Source organism: Sphingomonas sp., from assembly GCF_035944535.1.
In the GTDB taxonomy this organism is placed as follows: Bacteria; Pseudomonadota; Alphaproteobacteria; order Sphingomonadales; family Sphingomonadaceae; genus Sphingomonas_B.
In genome coordinates, this window is record NZ_DASZBC010000014.1 from 335,385 (window position 1) to 352,571 (window position 17,187).

Below are 17,187 nucleotides of genomic sequence, written 5' to 3' on the forward strand. Positions count from 1 at the left end.
GAAAGCGGGAACCCGGAGTCACCGAGAAGAAGCTGGAACCCCGCTTCCGCGGGGATGACGGGAGAGGGAGAGGGAATAGCTAACGCCGCTGCGCGTGGCGGGCGATCGTCAGCAGATCCTGGGACAGGATCACGGCGCCGGCATTTCCTGAAGCGAGCAGCTGCGCCTGCGCGCCCGTCATCCGCTCGATCAATGTCGCGAGTTCGCCGGAGCTCCAGCGGCGGAGTTCGGCCTCGATCACTGGCTTGTCCTTCCAGAACAGCGACTTGCCGGCTCCCTCGATCGCTGCCGACAGGCTGGTGCGGTCGGCCTCCGAACGCAGCGCGGCAAGCTGCAACAGCTTCCGGAGCATGGCACGAAGCAAGGCAATGCCCTCCTCACCGGCCGCGCCGAGCTGAACCAACTCCTCGGTGGCCGGCTTGACGGCACCGGTGAGCACCGCGTCGATGAGTGCGCCCGCGCTGCTCTCGCCTTCGCCCGCGCCGATCGCGTCGAGAGCCTGAGCGTCCAGCATCTTGGGTGCGCTTTCGGAGGCGTCGATGAACAGGGCAAATTTTTCGAGTTCGCGTGCGATCACCGCCCGGTCTCCCGCCGCCGCGTCGAAGATCTGGCGGGCAATGTCGGGCGCGATTTTCAGCCCGAGCGGTTGGCCGAGGCCGACGACCAGCGGTACGGCATCGCGCGCTTCAGGCAGGTAGCTCGCAAAGGCCAGCGCCTCGCGGGAGGCGAGCACCAGCTTGAGCAATTTCGAAGCAGGCTTGAGCGCGCCAGCGACAATGGCGACCGGATTGCCCGCCTGAGGCGCCGACAGCAGTGCCTCGACAGCGTCCGTCACTTCGTCGCCATTCGCCCGGACCCGGATGTAGCGGGCGCCGCCGAACAGTGACGTCGACGCCGCCTCGTCAGCAAGCAAAGCAGGGTCCTTGGCGAGAGTTGCGCCGTCCAGATCGATGCGCTCAGCATCGGCGCCCATGGCGCTGCCCAGGCGGTCGGCGAGTGCGCGGGAACCCGCTTCATCAGGTCCGTAGAGGAGGAAGCAACGCGCTTCCGGCTTGCTCAGGGCCCGCTCGATCGTGCCCTTGTCGGCCTTCATTGCGCGCGTTTGGCGTAGAGCGCGATGCGGGCGACGATTTGGTCGGCGACTTCCTGCGCCAGCCGTTCGAGCGCCGTATTCTCCGCTGCAATCGTTGCATATTCGGAGCGGACCACGTCGATGCCGACATCTGACCCTGCCGTCGCGTCGAGAAGCACCGCACCGCTACCGGCTTCTGTCAAGCGATAGCGCGCGCGCAGCGTTCGGCGCTCGCGCGTGATGGCATCGTCGCGTCGCACGCCAAAGCCCTCGATCTTGTCGTCGAGTTCGACCACCAATCGGTAGAGCGGCGCGCCTTCGCGAACCGCGGCCACGCGGTCCTTCAGCGCATTCTGCACCAGCCAGCCATTGCGGCCCGGAATAGGCGCGACTTCGACGCCTGCAAGCGCCTGCGCAACGGTGCCGGTCGACCCGCCGGAATAGAGCGGCTGCAGCCCGCATCCGGCCAGGAACAGCAGGGGAGCGAGGCGTAGGATCATGCGACCAGGTTCACCAGCCGGTCGGGCACGACGATCACCTTTTTGGGCGCGGAACCGTTCAGCAGCCGCACCACGTTCGGAGCCGCGAGCGCCGCCGCTTCGAGCGCCTCCCGCGCCTCGCCCCGCGGCACGGTCAGCGTATCGCGCAGTTTGCCGTTGACCTGCACCGCGATGGTGACTTCATCCTCGACCAGCAGAGCCGCATCGAAGTCCGGCCAAGGCGCGTCGGCGATCAGGCCGCTTTGGCCGAGCGCCTCCCAAGCCTCCTCCGCCAGATGCGGGATCATCGGCGCGACCAGGCGCACCAGGGTCCGGATCGCTTCCGACCGGTCTGCCGATGGCTTGGCCTTCTCAATCGCCCCGACGAACTCGTAGAGTTTGGCCACCGCCTTGTTGAAGGCCAGCGCTTCGATGTCCTCGGCCACGCCGGCGACGGCCCTGTGCCGCTTGCGGGCGAGCGTCAGGTCCTCGCCCTGCGCCTCGTCGACGCTCTGCACCAGCCGCCATACCCGGTTCACGAAGCGCCACGCGCCCTCGATGCCCGACACCGACCAGGCGAGATCGCGCTCAGGCGGCGAGTCGGACAGCATGAACCAGCGCACCGCGTCGGCGCCGTAGCTGTCGAGAATGGGCGCGGGATCGACCACATTCTTCTTCGATTTGGACATTTTCTCCACCCGGCCGAGCGTAACGGGCTCGCCGTGCTTCGTGACCAGCTTGCCGTCGCGTTGTTCGACTTCCTCCGGGCTGAGCCAGCGGCCATCGCCACCTTGATAGGTCTCGTGCGTGACCATGCCTTGCGTGAACAGGCCGGTGAACGGCTCCTTGATGTCAAGCCGCCCGATCCGGTTCAGCGCACGCGTCCAGAACCGGGCATAGAGCAGGTGCAGGATCGCATGCTCGACGCCGCCGATATATTGCCCGACTGGCAGCCAGCTTTCCGCCGTTGCGCGATCGAATGGCTTGTCGCCCGGCTGGCTGGCGAAACGGATGAAATACCAGCTGGAATCCACGAAAGTATCGAGCGTGTCGGTCTCGCGCCGCGCCTTCCCCCCGCATTTGGGGCAGTCGACATGCTTCCATGTCGGGTGCCGGTCGAGCGGGTTGCCGGGCACGTCGAAGCTGACGTCTTCCGGCAGCACGACCGGCAGTGACCCCTTGGGGGCAGGCACAACCCCGCAAGCATGGCAATGGATGATCGGGATCGGCGTGCCCCAGTAACGCTGGCGCGACACGCCCCAGTCGCGCAGGCGCCAGACGGTGGTGCCACGGCCCCAGCCTTCGGCCTCCGCGCGCTCGATCACCGCCCGCTTGCCGGCCTCCACGTCCAGCCCGTCCAGAAAACGTGAATTCACCAGCTTGCCCGGTCCGGTATAGGCCTCGTCGCCTTCGAACATCGGCTGCGTCTCTTCGCCGTCCGAGACGACGCGGGTGACCGTCAGCCCGTACTTCCGCGCGAAGTCCAGATCGCGCTGGTCGTGCGCCGGCACGCCGAACACCGCGCCGGTGCCGTAATCCATCAGCACGAAGTTCGCGATATAGACGGGCAGCTGCCAGTCCGCGTCGAACGGGTGGGCGGCGGTGAGGCCGGTGTCGAAGCCCTTCTTCTCGGCCGTCTCGATCTCGGCCGCAGTGGTCCCGCCGGCGCGGCATTCCTCGATGAACGCGGCGGCCGCGGCGTTGTTCTCCGCTACTCTCGCTGCAAGCGGATGGTCCGCCGCGACCGCAACGAAGCTCGAGCCGAAGATCGTGTCCGGCCGGGTGGTGAACACCTCGACCTCGCCCCCATTGGACAGCTGGAAGCGGAACTGCAGGCCCTGGCTCTTGCCGATCCAATTCTCCTGCATCAGCCGGACCTTGTCGGGCCATTGGTCGAGGCTCTGCAGACCCTCCAGCAGCTCGTCGGCGAAGTCGGTAATCTTGAGGAACCATTGGGACAGCTTGCGCTTCTCGACCAGCGCGCCCGAACGCCAGCCGCGGCCGTCGATCACCTGCTCGTTGGCGAGCACGGTCATGTCGACCGGGTCCCAGTTGACCGCCGATTCCTTGCGATAGACCAGGCCTGCTTCGAACAGGTCGAGGAACAGCGCCTGTTCGTGGCCGTAATAGTCCGGCTCGCAGGTGGCGAGCTCACGGCTCCAGTCCAGCGCGAAGCCGAGCGATTTCAGCTGGTCGCGCATCGTGGCGATGTTGGCGCGGGTCCAGCTGCCTGGATGCACGCCCTTTTCCATCGCCGCGTTCTCGGCCGGCATGCCGAACGCGTCCCAACCCATCGGGTGCAAGACTTCCATGCCCTTCATCCGCCGGAAGCGGGCGAGCACGTCCCCCATCGTATAGTTGCGGACATGGCCCATATGGATGCGCCCCGACGGGTAGGGGAACATCTCCAGCACATAGCTTTTCGGCTTCGGGCTATCGTCGCGGGCATGGAACACGCCCTGATCTGCCCAGACCTTCTGCCAGCGCGCGTCGGCCGTCTTGGGATTAAACCGTTCGGCCACAGGCGTTTACTCCAGGCCAGACGCGGCGCGCCTCAAGTCCCGCGCCTTGGTGAGGATGATGTCCTCCAGCTTCTGCACTGTCGCGGCGGCGACCGGTGCATCCACCCATTGTCCGCTCTGGCTGATCTGGCGCGAGGCGGCGACGCGGAGCGCATCGGCTCGCAAATCCTGGTCCAGGATCGACACGGTCAGCTTCATCCGCTCGGCCGGCGAGTTCGGATTCACATACCAGTCGGTCACGATCACGCCGCCGTTCGAGTCCGCCTGGACCAGCGGCATGAACGACACGGTGTCGAGCGCGGCGCGCCACAGATAGGAATTGACGCCGATCGTGGTGATCTTGGAGGCGGCGAGATCGGCCTGCTTCGTGCGGTCCTTGTCGCCGCCACCGCCTAATCCCTTCGACAGATCCTCGCGGATCCACTCGCAGGCGCTCAGCGCCAGCAGCGAGGAACAAAGCAGAACGAAACGGGACGAGCGCAACATGGGCAATCCTTCGGACACGGCCGGTTAATCGCGCGCCGTTATAGGGGTTGAAGGCTGCCTCGCAAGCGATGCTGTGGATGTTGTGCAACAGGTGGCAAGGATTCGACTCCAGGCGGTGGCGACTCCTGTGTCGAAGCGCTACTTGTGACGTTCGTAAGTGGGGGTGAAGTAGATTCGGCGATGCGTATGCGGCGCACTTGGGTGGCATTGACGGGCGCGGCTCTGGCCGTGATCGCTGCCGCTATGCCCGCGATCGGCGCCTCGTCGGACGTGACCCGCAAGATTCTGAAGCGGCCGGTTTCTCTAAGCGCACGGGGCGGCATCGGCTCCTTCACGCCCGCGGCCGCCGACCCGCGTGTGGCGGCAGCCTTTGCCCGTGCCGGCCTCGCCAATAGCGGCTTCCGCTTCACGCCGGCCTCCTCCGTCAAGCCGGGTTCGCAGGCGGTCACCGTCGCGGTCCGCGCGGCGACGGCAGCGCCCAAGCCGACCGGCACGCGCGTCACCGCCGTACCGCAGTCGGTCAGCATCGCGCCGATCGCCTATAATCTCGGCATGGCGGTGGGCTGGAAACGTTTTGCCCTGTCCGGCGACATGGCGCGGGTCGACATGGCCGGCCTGCCCGGCAGCCGCGAGAAGCTGGATGTGGGCGTCAGCTATAATGCGCCGAAGTGGAGCGCGCGGATCCAGGCGGGCCAGGATCGCCCGGTCGATGCCGTCTCGGCCAACCTGACCGGCGGCCGCAGCTATAATGTCGATGTCGGCGGCTCTTACTCGCTCAGCCGCAACCTCGACCTGACCGCGGGCCTTCGCTACCGCGCCGAGGAACGCCACCGCCTGCAGATCGTCGACGATGGCCGCCGCGACAGCCAGGCTGTCTATATCGGCACCGCAATCAAGTTCTGATAGGCGTCTCCGCCCATTTTCGTCATCCCCGCGGGAGCGGGGAGCCAGCTTCCTTCTCCGTGACTCCTAGATTCCGCTTTCGCGGGAATGACGAAGGTTTAGCCAAAGGCATCGATCGCCGCCCAGCCCTCAGCCCCAAGTCCCCTGAGCCGCCGGGCGCGGGTCCGATTCACCCCGCCGAGCGCGATCACCGGCCGGCTCGCCTGACGCGCCAGGAGGCCGAACCGCACGGCGCCCAAAGCCCTGGTATCCGGGTGCGAACGGGTCGGGAAAGCGGGCGACAGCAGCAGCATGGCAGCGCCGGCCCGCTCGGCAGCGGCAATCTCCGCTGCGTCGTGCACCGGGTATAGGCGGGGAAGTCCGGCTCGCTCAGGCGATGCTCCATACACGCCTTGCGCTTTGGCGCGACGCGCCTCTCCCTCGGTCCCAGCAAAGACGGTGAAGCGTCCAGTTCCTGCGATCCGCCGCGCCAGCACGATCCGCTCGCGCAGCGGCAGCGAATAGTGGCGCACCACCACGCCAACGTGTCGCGGCAGCCGCGCTGCGATCCGCTCCGGCGCCTCGCCTTGCCGCTCGTCGGTCAGCATCCAGACGCGCGGCAATGCGAGGTGGCGGCGGCTCATTGCGGTTCCTATAGCAGCGCGATGCCCGAAGCCGAACGCCTGTCCGCCGTCCGCGACCGGATCGCGCGCGCCGCCCGCCTGTCCCGCCACGCGCCCGAAGACGTAACCTTGATCGCGGTGTCCAAGACGCACCCCGCTGCGGCCATTGAGCCACTCATCTCCGCCGGCCAGCGCCTCTTCGGCGAGAACCGAGTCCAGGAAGCGGAGGAGAAATGGCCGAAGCTGCGTGACCGCCATACCGACCTGGAACTGCACCTCGTCGGCCAGCTTCAGTCGAACAAGGCCGAGGCGGCGGTGAAGCTGTTTGACGCCGTCCATTCGGTCGACCGGCCGTCGCTCGTCGCCGCGCTGGCGAAGGCAATCGACAAGGCCGGCCGCGCGCCGCTCCTCTTCGCACAGGTCAATATCGGTGACGAACCGCAGAAGGGCGGCTGCCCGGTGGTCGAACTGCCGAAGCTGCTCAGGGAGGCCGAGGCGGCAGGCGTCGGGTTGTCCGGGCTGATGTGCGTGCCTCCGGCTGGTCGGGAGGCGGCGCCCTATTTTGCGCTGCTGGCCAAGCTCGCCCGCGACAATGGCGTGCCGCTCCTCAGCATGGGCATGTCGGACGATTTCGAGACGGCGGTGATGCTGGGCGCCACCCATGTCCGGGTCGGCTCCGCCCTGTTCGGTCCTCGCGGATGAGGTTCGACGGGATTATCTTCGATTTCGACGGCGTGCTCCTCGAAAGCGAATGGGAGGGCAACCGCCATCTGGCCGGGCTGCTGACCGACTTGGGTTTTGAGCATTCGGTCGAAGACGCCTTGACTCACTATGTCGGCTTGAGCGGTCCAGCCTTCATCGGCGCGATCGAAGAACGGATCGGCCAGTCGCTGCCCCCCGAATTCCACAGCCGCCGCGCCGAGGAAGATGCGCGCGTGCTGGCCGAAGGCGTGGCTGAGGTCGCGGGCGCCGTCGCCTTCGTCCGCTCGCTCCCGGTGGACTGGCCAAAGGCCGTCGCGTCATCCAGCAGCAGCCATTGGGTGCGCACCCACTTGGCTCATCTCGGCCTCGCCGACCTGTTCGGTGACCTGGTCTTTAGCGGCAAGGAACATGTCACCAAGGGCAAGCCCGCGCCCGACCTCTACTGGCACGCGGCCGACGCGCTCGGAATTGACATCGCTCGCGCGGTCATTCTGGAAGACTCGCCCGTCGGCGTCCGCGGCGCTGTCGCTTCTGGCGCCAACGTCATCGGCCTCGCTGCCGCCTCCCACTGCCTGCCCGGCCACGCCGGCCGGCTGCGCCAGCTTGGAGTGCACCAGGTGGCGCACAGCTTTGAGGAAGTGCGGGCAATGATCTCCTAACTCAGCCCTCATACGTCGCCCCGTGCTCGACACGGGGCTTGGCTCCTTCTTCTACTCTCTCCTGACGATCTGGAGCATCCAAGAACAGCCAAGCCCCGTGTCAAGCACGGGGAGACGCTTGTATGCTCCTGCAACACACTTGAACGATCTAAAGCTGGTGCCCGGTCCGGTCCCGCTTTGTCGCCAGATACTTTTCGTTGAACGGATTGGCCGTCATGCGATGCGGGACGCGTTCGACCACCTCGATGCCCGCCCGCTCCAATTCGGCAACCTTGGCCGGGTTATTGGTCAACAGCCGCACTTTGCTTTGGCCGAGCAGCTCCAGCATCCGTGCGGCAACCCTGAAGTCGCGGGCATCGACGCGGAAGCCGAGGCGGGTGTTGGCGTCGACTGTGTCGAAGCCCTGATCCTGCAGCCGATATGCGCGGAGCTTGTTGATCAGTCCGATGCCGCGGCCTTCCTGGCGCAGATAGAGGAGAATGCCCCAGCCTGCGCCGGCGATCTCCTTGAGCGCGCCTTGCAGCTGCGGTCCGCAATCGCACTTCAAGGAGCCGAGCACGTCGCCGGTCAGGCATTCGCTGTGCAGCCGCACGACGGGAGGCTGGCCGTTCGGCGCGCCGAGAATCAGCGCAACATGCATGTCGCCGCCATCGGCTCCGCGAAAGGCGACGATCTCTGCGCCCTCATTCGCCTGGACGGGGAGCCGGGCGCGGGTCGAAAGCTGCAGCCGCGCGGGGTCGGAAAAGGCGCGAATGTCGGCTGGTGATACCGGATCTGGTCCACCCTCCAGCACGAAGAAGGCAGGCAGAAGACCTGCCATACGGGCGAAGTCGAGAGCGCAGTCGGCGAGCGCCTGATCGCCCACGGCAGTCGCTCGGAACGGCCCTTTGAGCGGCGTGGCGAGATCCAGCGCGGGGTCGGACAGGGCAGTCGCCGTGTCGAAGTCGAGCCAAGGCGCCCGCTCGATGCGCACTGCGTGACCGGGGTCGGCCGCTTCGCGCTGATTGGCCAGCTTGAGGGTCTCGGCGCGCGCTGCGGACAGCAGCACATCGGCGCGCCCCTCCGGATCGAAAGCGGCGAGCTGCGCCGCATCCGCCGTCTCGATCGCCAGCAGTCTCAGCACCGCATCGCCTTCGCCGATCGCGATCGGCCAGCCGCGCCGCATCGCATCGATGGCGCGCGCGGCCGAGCGGTCGTTCAAAAACGGAACTCCGTCACCAGCGGCACATGGTCGGACGGCTTGAGCCAACTGCGGCAGGGCTCATGGACATGGTGCGCGACGGCATTACCCGCGAGCTCGGGGCTGCACCACATATGGTCGAGCCGCCGGCCGCGATCGGATGCCGCCCAGTCCTTGGCGCGATAACTCCACCAGGTGAAGCAGCGCTCCGGCGCCGGCACGAAGCGGCGGCCGAGATCGACCCAGTCATGCGACGCCTGCAGCTTGCCCAAAGTCTCGACCTCGATCGGCGTGTGGCTGACGACGTCGAGCAATTGCTTGTGGCTCCACACGTCGCATTCCAAGGGCGCGATGTTGAAGTCGCCGACCATGATCGTCGGCACGCCCAGGCTCTCGCTCCATGACGTCATGCGGGCAAGGAAATCGAGCTTCTGGCCAAATTTCGGATTCAGCTCGCGGTCGGGAATGTCGCCGCCGGCGGGCACATAGACATTCTCCAGCCGCACGCCGCTCGGCAGCCGTACGCCCAGATGGCGCGCCTCGCCATTCGCCTGCCAGTCGCGGCGCTCTTCCTCGATCAGCGGCAGCTTGCTGACGATGGCGACGCCGTGATGCATGCGCTGGCCGTGCAGCAGCACATAATCATAGCCGAGCGCGCGGAAGGCCGCGTGCGGGAAGCTGCCGTCTTCAACCTTGGTTTCCTGCAGGCAGAGAATGTCGGGCTGCTCCTGCTGGAGAAACTGCTCGACGATGCCGATGCGAAAGCGGACGGAGTTGATGTTCCAGGAAGCGATCTTAAGCGTATCGGTCACGTTTCGGACTTAAGCACCCGCCCCTAACAAGGAAAGACCCCCGCTCCGGGGGCTTGGAGCGGGGGCCGACCGAGCGTTCGTCACGCTGGAGGGAAAGGGCTCTCCGGGCGGGCAACAGGGGGAAATCCCGCCAAAAGCCCTCTCCACAGCCCTCCCTCTAGCGTCGCAAATCTTGCACGCACATGAACAAAATCACTTGCGGTTCTTACGGGGTCTCGGGTCGTCCCACGCAAAAGCCGTGTCGGCGATGGGCAGGTTCAACCGCTGGTTGCTCAGCCGCACCGTGGTGCGATTATTTTGCGCATCGAGCGCGACCCAGCCCTCCAGCATCAGCCCGCCAGGAGCTCCGGCCCGCTCTGTGAAGGCCAAGGTGATCGAGCCGAACTGCGGCCGTCTTGGATCGCGCGCGAGGATTGTGATCACGCCCGGCGCCGCCGAGGGCACGACCTTGGCGATGCGCGACAGGTCGCGCTTGGGATTGAGCAGGATGTCGAGCGGGGACCCGCCGATCGGATAGCGCGAGACTTGGCGAACCTGATAGTCGATGAAGGTCAGCGCCCGCCCGTCGCTGACGATCAGGATCGGCACTCCTTGCTCATACTGGAAGCGCGCCTTGCGCGGTTGCTTGATCGTGAGCCTACCCGGCAGGCGCTGGCCCTTGCGATCGGTCTGAACGAAGTCCGCCGTCATCGTCTGCACGCCGCGCATATGCTCCTGCACCCGCCGGATCACGCTGGGTTGCGCAACGGCCGGCGCCGTGAGTGCAAAGGAGGTGGCGGCAGCAACAAGGGCGCGAACGATCATCAGGCTCTCCAGATGTGCGCGCGCTAGTTCGCGCGCCTTGAACCGCGACTGAACTCGCGGCGCGCGCGGCGGCTCCCCCTCAAATCGGCTCGCCGCTGGTGTCGATCAGCACTTCGCGGCGGCCGACATGGTCGGGGCGGCTGACTTTGCCCTCCTGCTCCATCCGTTCGATCAGGCGGGCGGCGCTGTTATAGCCGACGCGGAGCTGGCGCTGGACATAGCTGGTCGAAGCTTTCTGACTCTCCGCCACGATCTGCACCGCCTTGCGGTAAAGCGCGTCTTCGGGGCTATCGTCGCCCTTGGGCGCGCCGTCGAACTCGAACTGGCCGTCCTCCGGCTCCTCGGTGACCGCTTGGATATAGTCGGGCTTGCCCTGCGCCCGCCAATGATCGGCGACCGCCCGCACCTCGTCGTCGGACACGAACGGGCCGTGCACGCGCACGATCTGCTTGCCGCCCGGCATGTAAAGCATGTCGCCCTTGCCGAGCAGTTGCTCCGCGCCCTGCTCGCCCAAAATGGTGCGGCTGTCGATCTTGGATGTGACCTGAAAGGAGATACGAGTCGGCAGGTTTGCCTTGATCACGCCGGTGATGACGTCGACGGACGGGCGCTGCGTCGCCATGATCAGATGGATGCCGGCCGCGCGCGCCTTTTGCGCCAGCCGCTGGATCAGGAACTCCACTTCCTTGCCAGCCGTCATCATCAGGTCGGCGAGTTCGTCGACGATGACGACGATCTGCGGCAGCGGCTCGTAGGAAAGCTGTTCTTCCTCGTAGATCGGCTGCCCCGTCTCGGCGTCGTAACCCGTCTGGACGCGGCGGCCGAGCGGCTGACCCTTGGCCTTGGCGACGCGCACCTTGTCATTGAAGCTGGCGAGGCTGCGCACCCCGACCGACGCCATCATCCGGTAGCGCTCTTCCATCTGCTCGACCGCCCAGCGCAAGGCGCGGATCGCCTTGGGTGGATCGGTGACGACCGGCGACAAGAGGTGCGGGATGTCGTCATAGATGCTCAGCTCCAGCATCTTCGGATCGATCATGATCATCCGGCACTGGTCCGGGGTGAGCCGGTAGAGCAGCGACAGGATCATTGCGTTCAGGCCGACCGACTTGCCCGATCCGGTGGTGCCGGCGACGAGCAGATGCGGCATCGGCGCCAGGTCGGCGATAACCGGATCCCCCGCGATGTTCTTGCCCAGAATGATGGGTAGAGCCCCGCCCTGCTCCTCGAACGCCCCGGAGCCGACCAGCTCGTGCAGCACCACCGCCTCACGCTTCTGGTTGGGCAGCTCGATGCCGATCACGGTGCGGCCAGGGATGGTCGCGACGCGCGCCGACAGCGCCGACATGTTGCGGGCTATGTCGTCGGCAAGCTGGATGACGCGGCTCGCCTTGATGCCGGCGGCGGGTTCCAGCTCGTACATGGTCACGACCGGCCCCGGCCGCACCTCGACGATCGATCCCTTCACATGGAAGTCGTCGAGCACGCTTTCGAGCAGCCGGGCGTTCCGCTCCAGCGCCGCCTTGTCCAGCGGCCCGCCATTCGAAGGAGGCGCGGGCTTCAACAGGTCTAGCGGCGGCAGGCTGAACCGATCGCGCAGGTCGAAACTGGTCTGGACCGGGGCGGCGCCCGGCTTCTTGTCGGGCGCGCCGTCGCGGCGTTCGGGCACCGAGATGACCGGTGGCGGCCGGTCGTCCTGCGCCACCGGACGACGCTTTTCGGCGACAACCTTCGCCGGTTTCACCGCACGGACCTGTACCGGCTCGTCCTCCTCATCGATGTCGCGGCGGCGGAACAGCCAGTCGCGTTCGATTTCGTCCAGCTCCAGGCTGACCGCCCAGACGGCCAGCCCGGCGACGCCGATCACGATCATCAGGCCGATCTGCGCCCACCAGCGGATGTCCGCGTCGCCGATCGGTGAGAGCGCCAGTCCCGCCAGCCTGGCGAGCAGATAGCCGACTGCTCCACCGAACCCGCCCGGCAGCCCGGCCACCGATGTGTCGCGGAACAGAGCCAGCGCAGTGCCGACCAGAGTCACCCCCAAGAGCGCCAGCGGCAGGTTGCGCTGCCACCGGCCGACGAAACGGTCGTGCCACAGCCGCAGCGCCATGATCAGCAGGAAGGGCACGACCAGGCCGACGGCGGGGCCGAAGAGCGATAGCAGCAGGTCGGACGTCCATGCGCCGGCGCCGCCGACCCAGTTCTGCGGGGCGCCACCCGCCGCCGTGTTCAGCGCGGCATCACTCGGCCGGTAGCTAACCAACGCCAGCGCGAGCAGAAAGGCGCCGGCCGCCAGTGCGATCGCGCCAGCCAGCGCGCCGCTGCGGGCAAAGCCCCGCGCGATTGCGTCGCGCCAGCCCGGCTCTTCCTGTTCTGCGACCCGCGTTGCCACCGGCTTACCCCGCTTTGTGCGCGAAATGTTCTGCCGATCAATTCGCGCATGCGGGACTCGCCGTCAAGCGGCGCTTGCTCGCAGGGTCAGCGCACCCGGATGAACGCAGCGTGCTGGAACGCTTTGGTCGCGGCCACCATCTCGAACGCGTATCCGGTCTCGCTCATGAACTCGCGGAACGCGCGCAGCTCGTGCGGCGCGTCGAAGAATTCGTCGAAATAGATGTAGGTGCCAATCTTGATCGCGTCCCGCAGCTCCCGCAGCACATAGATGGTCGATGAATACAGGTCCGCATCCATGTTGAGCACGAGCACATCGTGCTCGGGAAGCTTCACGTGCGGCAGCGTATCGGAGAACAGCCCCTTCTCGAACGATACCCGGCTGTCGTCGATCCGCGGCAGCTGGCCGTCTACGTCGAAATGGCCCTTGTCGTACGACGTGTTCCAGCGTTCCGGCAGCCCTTCGAACGTGTCGAAGCCGATCATCCGCGTTTCCGGGTTCTTGAGCCTTTCGGCCCACCAGCGCGTCGCTGCGCCTTCGAACACGCCGAACTCCAGGTAGAGCACGCGCTCGTTCGCCGCCTTTGCCAGGATCGTGTCCCACACGCCTTCGCGGCGGTCGAACCTTGGCGAGCCGATATGGCCATTGGCCTTTACCCAAGCGCCGACTTCGACCAGACCGGCCGCGCGGCCGATCATATCGACGGCCCGGCTCGGCAGTCTCTCCCCGGTGCGCGCCAGCACCTCGTTTCAGAACACTCATTGCATTTCCCCCCGATTCGAACGGCATTGATACACATCGCCCGGCAGAGTCCCAGCCCCGGGAGTGCCCCGAACATTGGCTGGCAGGCTCTAGGACAGCTTCTCAGTTCCGCTTATGGAAGCGGGCATGCACAGCGACGTGATCATCCTTGGCGGCGGCCTGGTCGGGCTGACTTTCGGCCTCGCGCTCGATGCGCATGGCTTATCGGCGACGATCGTCGACCCTGCCGATCCGGAGGCGGTGCTGGCGCCTGGCTTCGATGGCCGCGCGTCGGCTATCGCCAGTGCGAGCTGGGCGATGCTGCAGGCGATCGGACTTGGCGACCGGCTCGACGGCAAGGGATGTCCGATCCGCGCGATCCGGGTCAGCGACGGGCTGAAGCCCGGCGCATTGGATTTCGTACCGGCGGCCGACGAGGATGCGCTCGGCATCATGTTCGGAAACAGGCTGTTGCGGCAGACGCTGCACGCTGCCGCTGCCGAGGCGAAGCAGCTGCAGCTGCTGATGCCGGCGCGCGCGGCCACCACCGAGCGTGGCCCCCATGGCGTGACTGTCACGCTTGAAGATGGCCGTGTGCTCCGAGCACCGCTGCTGATCGCCGCCGAGGGGCGCAATTCCCCGACTCGGCGGGCTGCCGGCATCAATGTCGCCCGCTGGAATTATGACCATGTCGGCATCATCGCCGCGATCGAACATGATCGGCCGCATGACAATGTCGCCTACGAGATTTTCTATCCCGAAGGCCCATTCGCGATCCTTCCCTTGCTCCCGGGCAACCGCTCGGGCCTGGTCTGGTCGGTCGCGAGGGCGGATGCGCCCGGCTATCTGAAGCTCGGCGAGCGCGGCTTTCTCGCCGAGCTGGAGCGCAAGATGGACGGCTTGCTCGGGAGCATGAAACTGCTCGCGCCGCTCTCCGCCTACCCGCTCGGCTTCCACCATGCCGGCCGGATCACCGATCACCGGCTGGCACTGGTCGGCGACGCGGCGCACGGCATCCATCCGATCGCGGGGCAGGGCCTGAATCTTGGCCTGCGCGACGCGGCGGCGCTCACCGAAGTGCTGGTCGAAGGGACTCGCTTGGGTCTCGATCTCGGCGACGCGCAGCTAATGAAGCGCTATGAGCGCTGGCGCAGCCTCGACACCTTCCTGGTAGCTTCCTCGACCGACAGCCTCGCCCGCCTGTTCGGTATCAGGGGCGAGGCAGCCAGCGCCGTTCGCCGCTTCGGCCTCTCGGCCGTCCAGCGCATCAAGCCGCTCAAGGAATTCTTCATGGCCGAAGCGCGCGGCGAGTTCGGCGACAAGCCTAAGCTGCTCAGCGGGCTTACCGTCTAGCTGCGCCTTCAACCCATTCTTCAGCCTTCCGGATTAGCTCTGCTCTCCATGATCCAGGTGAGTGTAGAACCATGGCGCAAGCTCGTCCGCGCCAGGATGAGTGGCATGCTGTCGATCGAAGAAGTGCAGACCTTTGCGGAGGACTTCCGCCGCGCTGCAATGAGCATGAACGCTGGGTCGAACGAGTTCACGCTTCTCGTGGAAACACAGGGCAACACCGTCCAGCGCCAGGACGTTATGATCCTGTTCCAAGAGTTGCTCACCCGCCCTCAGGTGCGCGCTCGCCGCATCGCCATCGTGCGCCACGGCATGCTCGGCCGAATGCAGGCGCGGCGGCTCGCCGAACAGCGCACCGATACGCAAGTGTTCGACAACATGCCCGAAGCCGAGGCCTGGCTCCGCGCCGCCTAGCCCCTGATCGCGTCGAAGCGATCGAACTCATAGGCGATCGACGCTTCGACCAGCCGGTCGTAGAGATCGGCAATCACCTCGGGCGGGAAGCCGACGCGCGCGGCGACCTGTCGGGCATGGTCGATGACGGCAGCCTTGCGCACTTCGTCGCGGACCAGCTTCCGTTCCGGCTTGATGCGGGCAGCGGCGTCCATGAAGCGCATGCGGGTGCCGAGCAGCGTGACGATCTGTTCGTCCAGCGCGTCTACCCCGGCGCGCACCTCGGCCATCGTCTCGCAACGCTCAGGGTCGATCACCTGCGCTCCCCTTCGCCGAGCGAGCGCGCTTCTTCGGGCAGCATGACCGGCACGCCGTCGCGGACCGGATAGGCGAGCCCAGCCGCTTCCGACACCAGCTCCTGCGCGTCGGCGTCATAGCGCAGCTTCGTGCGCGTGACGGGGCAGACCAGCACCTCAAGCAGGCGCGGATCGATCATTGCAGCGTCACCGGGTCGTCGCGGTCGCCGCCGTGCCGGCTGAAGAATTGCATCAACTGGATGATCATCTCGGTCCGTTCTTCTAGGCTGTCAGCCTCCAGCAACGCCTGTTTGGCGGCAACATCGAACGGCGCGATCTGGGCGATGCCGTTGACCAGCGATTCGTCGTCCAGCCGCGACACCGCGTTCCAGTCCACTGCATAGCCCTGCGCGTCGGCGAAGCGCCGCGACTCCGCTTCCAAAGAGGCACGGTGCGCCATCGCCAGCGGTGCGGCCGGCATATCCTCCTCCAGTTCGGCTTCGACCTGACGGAAGGGCGTAGTGACGTCCAGCTCGGCGCGAATGCGGAAGCGGTGCGTGCCTTCGAGCACGATATTGTAGCGGCCGTCGTCCAGCGCCTCGACATGGGCGATCTTGCCGACGCAGCCCATTTCGAACAGCGGCGGCGGCTCGCCGGCGGCTCGCGGCTGGACCATGCCAATGCGGCGGTCGCGCGCCATCGCGTCGCTGACCAGCGCCCGGTAGCGTGGCTCGAAGATGTGCAGCGGCAGCTGCATGCGCGGGAACAGCAAAGCGCCCGGCAGCGGAAAGATGGACAGGCGGACGGTCTCGCCCATCAGGTGAACAACAGGGCGGATAGGCGGCGGCGCGTGGCCGACGTCCAGGGGTCTTCCAGCCCGACCACCTCCATCAGCTTGAGCAGCCGCGAACGGGCAGCGCCCTCGTTCCAGCCGCGATCGATGCGGATGATCGCCAGCAGCTGGTCGGCGGCGCCGTCGCGGTCGCCGCTCGCCATCAGTCCGCCGGCCAGCTCATAGCGGGCTTCGAGATTATCGGGATCGGCCTCGACCTGGCGCTGCAGGGCGGTGAGGTCGTCGACGGGCGTGGCTTCGCGGGCGAGCGCGATGGCGCTCTCGGCGCGCGCGATCGCCGGGTCCTTGCGCGCCTCTTCTGGCAGCGTCTCGATCAGTCCCGCGGCATCGTCGATCTGGCCCGTTCCGACCAGCGCCCGGACCAAGCCCGACACGACCTGCGGCTGGTCAGGCGCCATTTCGATCAGCTGCGAGAAGATGCCGACCGCGCGCTCCGGATCGCCGCTCGCTAGCACGTCCTCGCCCATCGCGATCAGCGGCTCCAGCTCGGCTTCCTTGGCCTGCGCCTCGCCCTGGATCGGCAGCTGCTTCAAAATCTGGTCAAGATACTGGGTCAGCTGACGCTCGGTGCGGGCCGGCGTCAGGTCGGCGACCAGCTGGCCCTGGAAGAGGGCATAGACGGTTGGGATCGACTGGACGCGAAATTGCGCCGCAATCAGCTTGTTTTCGTCGACATTGATCTTTTTGAGCACCACGCCCTTGTCGGCATAGTCGGCAGCGACCTTTTCGAGCACCGGCGTCAGGGCCTTGCAGGGGCCGCACCATTCCGCCCAGAAATCGAGGATGACGAGGTTCGTCATCGACGGCTCGACGACCTCGCGCTTGAACGTGTCGATCGCGTCGCGCTCGGCTGCGCTCATTCCCAGACTGGCCATGCTCACTCCGTTCGTTTCGCCCCTATGTGGGTGAAAGCGCCCTCGTGCCAAGGGGGTTGCATGGCT

At 66.5% G+C, this 17,187-nt stretch carries 19 protein-coding genes; 5 read left to right on the top strand and 14 right to left on the bottom strand.

What is annotated here, in order from left to right; translation table 11 throughout:
- Positions 1–79 precede the first annotated feature (79 nt).
- From holA to VGT77_RS14745, 4 genes are read right to left on the bottom strand one after another with little or no spacing between them, the layout of a single operon-like run.
- Positions 80–1,093 carry a DNA polymerase III subunit delta gene (gene holA / locus VGT77_RS14730; protein ID WP_327463837.1) on the bottom strand — a complete coding sequence of 338 codons (1,014 nt, stop codon included), beginning with the start codon at positions 1,091–1,093 and terminating at the stop codon, positions 80–82.
- Positions 1,090–1,572, bottom strand: coding sequence for an LPS assembly lipoprotein LptE (gene lptE / locus VGT77_RS14735; protein ID WP_327463838.1), 483 nt, complete (start codon positions 1,570–1,572; stop codon positions 1,090–1,092). Before lptE ends, holA begins: the two co-directional genes overlap by 4 nt.
- Positions 1,569–4,073 carry a leucine--tRNA ligase gene (gene leuS / locus VGT77_RS14740; RefSeq protein ID WP_327463839.1) on the bottom strand — a complete coding sequence of 835 codons (2,505 nt, stop codon included), beginning with the start codon at positions 4,071–4,073 and terminating at the stop codon, positions 1,569–1,571. Before leuS ends, lptE begins: the two co-directional genes overlap by 4 nt.
- A 6-nt stretch (positions 4,074–4,079) precedes the next feature.
- Entirely contained in the window at positions 4,080–4,559 is a 480-nt protein-coding gene (locus VGT77_RS14745) for a DUF3576 domain-containing protein (RefSeq protein ID WP_327463840.1), read from the bottom strand.
- 201 nt (positions 4,560–4,760) lie between these two features.
- Here VGT77_RS14745 and VGT77_RS14750 point away from each other — a divergent pair, with 201 nt between their 5' ends.
- The gene (locus tag VGT77_RS14750) at positions 4,761–5,462 is read left to right on the top strand and encodes a porin (RefSeq protein WP_327463841.1); all 702 of its coding nucleotides are present in this window, start codon (positions 4,761–4,763) and stop codon (positions 5,460–5,462) included.
- A 98-nt stretch (positions 5,463–5,560) separates the two neighbouring features.
- Here the strand turns inward: VGT77_RS14750 and VGT77_RS14755 are convergent, their stop codons facing one another.
- On the bottom strand, positions 5,561–6,085 hold the full coding sequence (locus tag VGT77_RS14755; RefSeq protein ID WP_327463842.1) for a thiamine phosphate synthase: 525 nt from the start codon (positions 6,083–6,085) through the stop codon (positions 5,561–5,563).
- Positions 6,086–6,106: 21 nt separating this feature from the next.
- Between VGT77_RS14755 and VGT77_RS14760 the strand changes: the two genes are divergently transcribed.
- Positions 6,107–6,766, top strand: coding sequence for a YggS family pyridoxal phosphate-dependent enzyme (locus VGT77_RS14760; RefSeq protein WP_327463843.1), 660 nt, complete (start codon positions 6,107–6,109; stop codon positions 6,764–6,766).
- Positions 6,763–7,425: an HAD family phosphatase gene (locus VGT77_RS14765; RefSeq protein WP_327463844.1), complete on the top strand. Its 663-nt coding sequence runs from the start codon at positions 6,763–6,765 to the stop codon at positions 7,423–7,425. The genes VGT77_RS14760 and VGT77_RS14765 overlap by 4 nt, the downstream gene beginning before the upstream one ends.
- A gap of 148 nt (positions 7,426–7,573) precedes the next feature.
- On the opposite strand, the gene ribA is transcribed toward VGT77_RS14765, so the two are convergent.
- The 5 genes from ribA to VGT77_RS14790 form a co-directional block, all read right to left on the bottom strand.
- The gene (gene ribA, locus VGT77_RS14770) at positions 7,574–8,626 is read right to left on the bottom strand and encodes a GTP cyclohydrolase II (RefSeq protein WP_327463845.1); all 1,053 of its coding nucleotides are present in this window, start codon (positions 8,624–8,626) and stop codon (positions 7,574–7,576) included.
- Positions 8,623–9,417: an exodeoxyribonuclease III gene (locus tag VGT77_RS14775; protein WP_327463846.1), complete on the bottom strand. Its 795-nt coding sequence runs from the start codon at positions 9,415–9,417 to the stop codon at positions 8,623–8,625. The genes ribA and VGT77_RS14775 overlap by 4 nt, the downstream gene beginning before the upstream one ends.
- Positions 9,418–9,609: 192 nt before the next feature.
- The gene (locus tag VGT77_RS14780) at positions 9,610–10,221 is read right to left on the bottom strand and encodes an outer membrane lipoprotein carrier protein LolA (RefSeq protein ID WP_327463847.1); all 612 of its coding nucleotides are present in this window, start codon (positions 10,219–10,221) and stop codon (positions 9,610–9,612) included.
- A 79-nt stretch (positions 10,222–10,300) separates the two neighbouring features.
- Entirely contained in the window at positions 10,301–12,613 is a 2,313-nt protein-coding gene (locus VGT77_RS14785) for an FtsK/SpoIIIE family DNA translocase (protein ID WP_327463848.1), read from the bottom strand.
- Positions 12,614–12,699: 86 nt separating this feature from the next.
- A complete protein-coding gene (locus VGT77_RS14790) occupies positions 12,700–13,311 on the bottom strand; it encodes a TylF/MycF/NovP-related O-methyltransferase (protein ID WP_327463849.1) in 612 nt (203 codons plus the stop codon).
- 190 nt (positions 13,312–13,501) lie between these two features.
- On the opposite strand from VGT77_RS14790, the gene VGT77_RS14795 reads away from it, so the two are divergent.
- Positions 13,502–14,707 (top strand): UbiH/UbiF/VisC/COQ6 family ubiquinone biosynthesis hydroxylase, encoded by a 1,206-nt coding sequence (locus VGT77_RS14795; RefSeq protein WP_327463850.1) that lies wholly within the window; start codon positions 13,502–13,504, stop codon positions 14,705–14,707.
- Positions 14,708–14,812: 105 nt separating this feature from the next.
- Positions 14,813–15,118, top strand: a complete 306-nt coding sequence (locus tag VGT77_RS14800) for a hypothetical protein (protein ID WP_327463851.1) — start codon at positions 14,813–14,815, stop codon at positions 15,116–15,118.
- Here VGT77_RS14800 and VGT77_RS14805 read toward each other — a convergent pair.
- Genes VGT77_RS14805 through VGT77_RS14820 form a run of 4 tightly spaced genes read right to left on the bottom strand, consistent with a single transcriptional unit; the run spans position 15,115 to position 17,106 of the window.
- Positions 15,115–15,411 (bottom strand): chorismate mutase, encoded by a 297-nt coding sequence (locus VGT77_RS14805; protein WP_327464011.1) that lies wholly within the window; start codon positions 15,409–15,411, stop codon positions 15,115–15,117. The genes VGT77_RS14800 and VGT77_RS14805 overlap by 4 nt on opposite strands.
- On the bottom strand, positions 15,411–15,593 hold the full coding sequence (locus tag VGT77_RS14810) for a Trm112 family protein (RefSeq protein ID WP_327463852.1): 183 nt from the start codon (positions 15,591–15,593) through the stop codon (positions 15,411–15,413). Before VGT77_RS14810 ends, VGT77_RS14805 begins: the two co-directional genes overlap by 1 nt.
- Positions 15,590–16,210: an LON peptidase substrate-binding domain-containing protein gene (locus VGT77_RS14815; RefSeq protein WP_327463853.1), complete on the bottom strand. Its 621-nt coding sequence runs from the start codon at positions 16,208–16,210 to the stop codon at positions 15,590–15,592. The genes VGT77_RS14810 and VGT77_RS14815 overlap by 4 nt, the downstream gene beginning before the upstream one ends.
- A complete protein-coding gene (locus tag VGT77_RS14820) occupies positions 16,210–17,106 on the bottom strand; it encodes a tetratricopeptide repeat protein (RefSeq protein ID WP_414713423.1) in 897 nt (298 codons plus the stop codon). Before VGT77_RS14820 ends, VGT77_RS14815 begins: the two co-directional genes overlap by 1 nt.
- Positions 17,107–17,187 lie beyond the last annotated feature (81 nt).

What these genes read in the sequence shown, in the direction of transcription:
- VGT77_RS14800 (WP_327463851.1), top strand. Translation starts at nt 14,813, where the DNA reads ATGCTGTCGATCGAAGAAGTGCAGACCTTTGCGGAGGACTTCCGCCGC.
- VGT77_RS14815 (WP_327463853.1), bottom strand. Translation starts at nt 16,210, where the DNA reads ATGGGCGAGACCGTCCGCCTGTCCATCTTTCCGCTGCCGGGCGCTTTG.
- VGT77_RS14790 (WP_327463849.1), bottom strand. Translation starts at nt 13,311, where the DNA reads ATGATCGGCCGCGCGGCCGGTCTGGTCGAAGTCGGCGCTTGGGTAAAG.
- holA (WP_327463837.1), bottom strand. Translation starts at nt 1,093, where the DNA reads ATGAAGGCCGACAAGGGCACGATCGAGCGGGCCCTGAGCAAGCCGGAA.
- VGT77_RS14795 (WP_327463850.1), top strand. Translation starts at nt 13,502, where the DNA reads ATGCACAGCGACGTGATCATCCTTGGCGGCGGCCTGGTCGGGCTGACT.
- lptE (WP_327463838.1), bottom strand. Translation starts at nt 1,572, where the DNA reads ATGATCCTACGCCTCGCTCCCCTGCTGTTCCTGGCCGGATGCGGGCTG.
- VGT77_RS14760 (WP_327463843.1), top strand. Translation starts at nt 6,107, where the DNA reads ATGCCCGAAGCCGAACGCCTGTCCGCCGTCCGCGACCGGATCGCGCGC.
- VGT77_RS14765 (WP_327463844.1), top strand. Translation starts at nt 6,763, where the DNA reads ATGAGGTTCGACGGGATTATCTTCGATTTCGACGGCGTGCTCCTCGAA.
- VGT77_RS14820 (WP_414713423.1), bottom strand. Translation starts at nt 17,106, where the DNA reads ATGAGCGCAGCCGAGCGCGACGCGATCGACACGTTCAAGCGCGAGGTC.
- VGT77_RS14755 (WP_327463842.1), bottom strand. Translation starts at nt 6,085, where the DNA reads ATGAGCCGCCGCCACCTCGCATTGCCGCGCGTCTGGATGCTGACCGAC.
- VGT77_RS14745 (WP_327463840.1), bottom strand. Translation starts at nt 4,559, where the DNA reads ATGTTGCGCTCGTCCCGTTTCGTTCTGCTTTGTTCCTCGCTGCTGGCG.
- VGT77_RS14780 (WP_327463847.1), bottom strand. Translation starts at nt 10,221, where the DNA reads ATGATCGTTCGCGCCCTTGTTGCTGCCGCCACCTCCTTTGCACTCACG.
- VGT77_RS14810 (WP_327463852.1), bottom strand. Translation starts at nt 15,593, where the DNA reads ATGATCGATCCGCGCCTGCTTGAGGTGCTGGTCTGCCCCGTCACGCGC.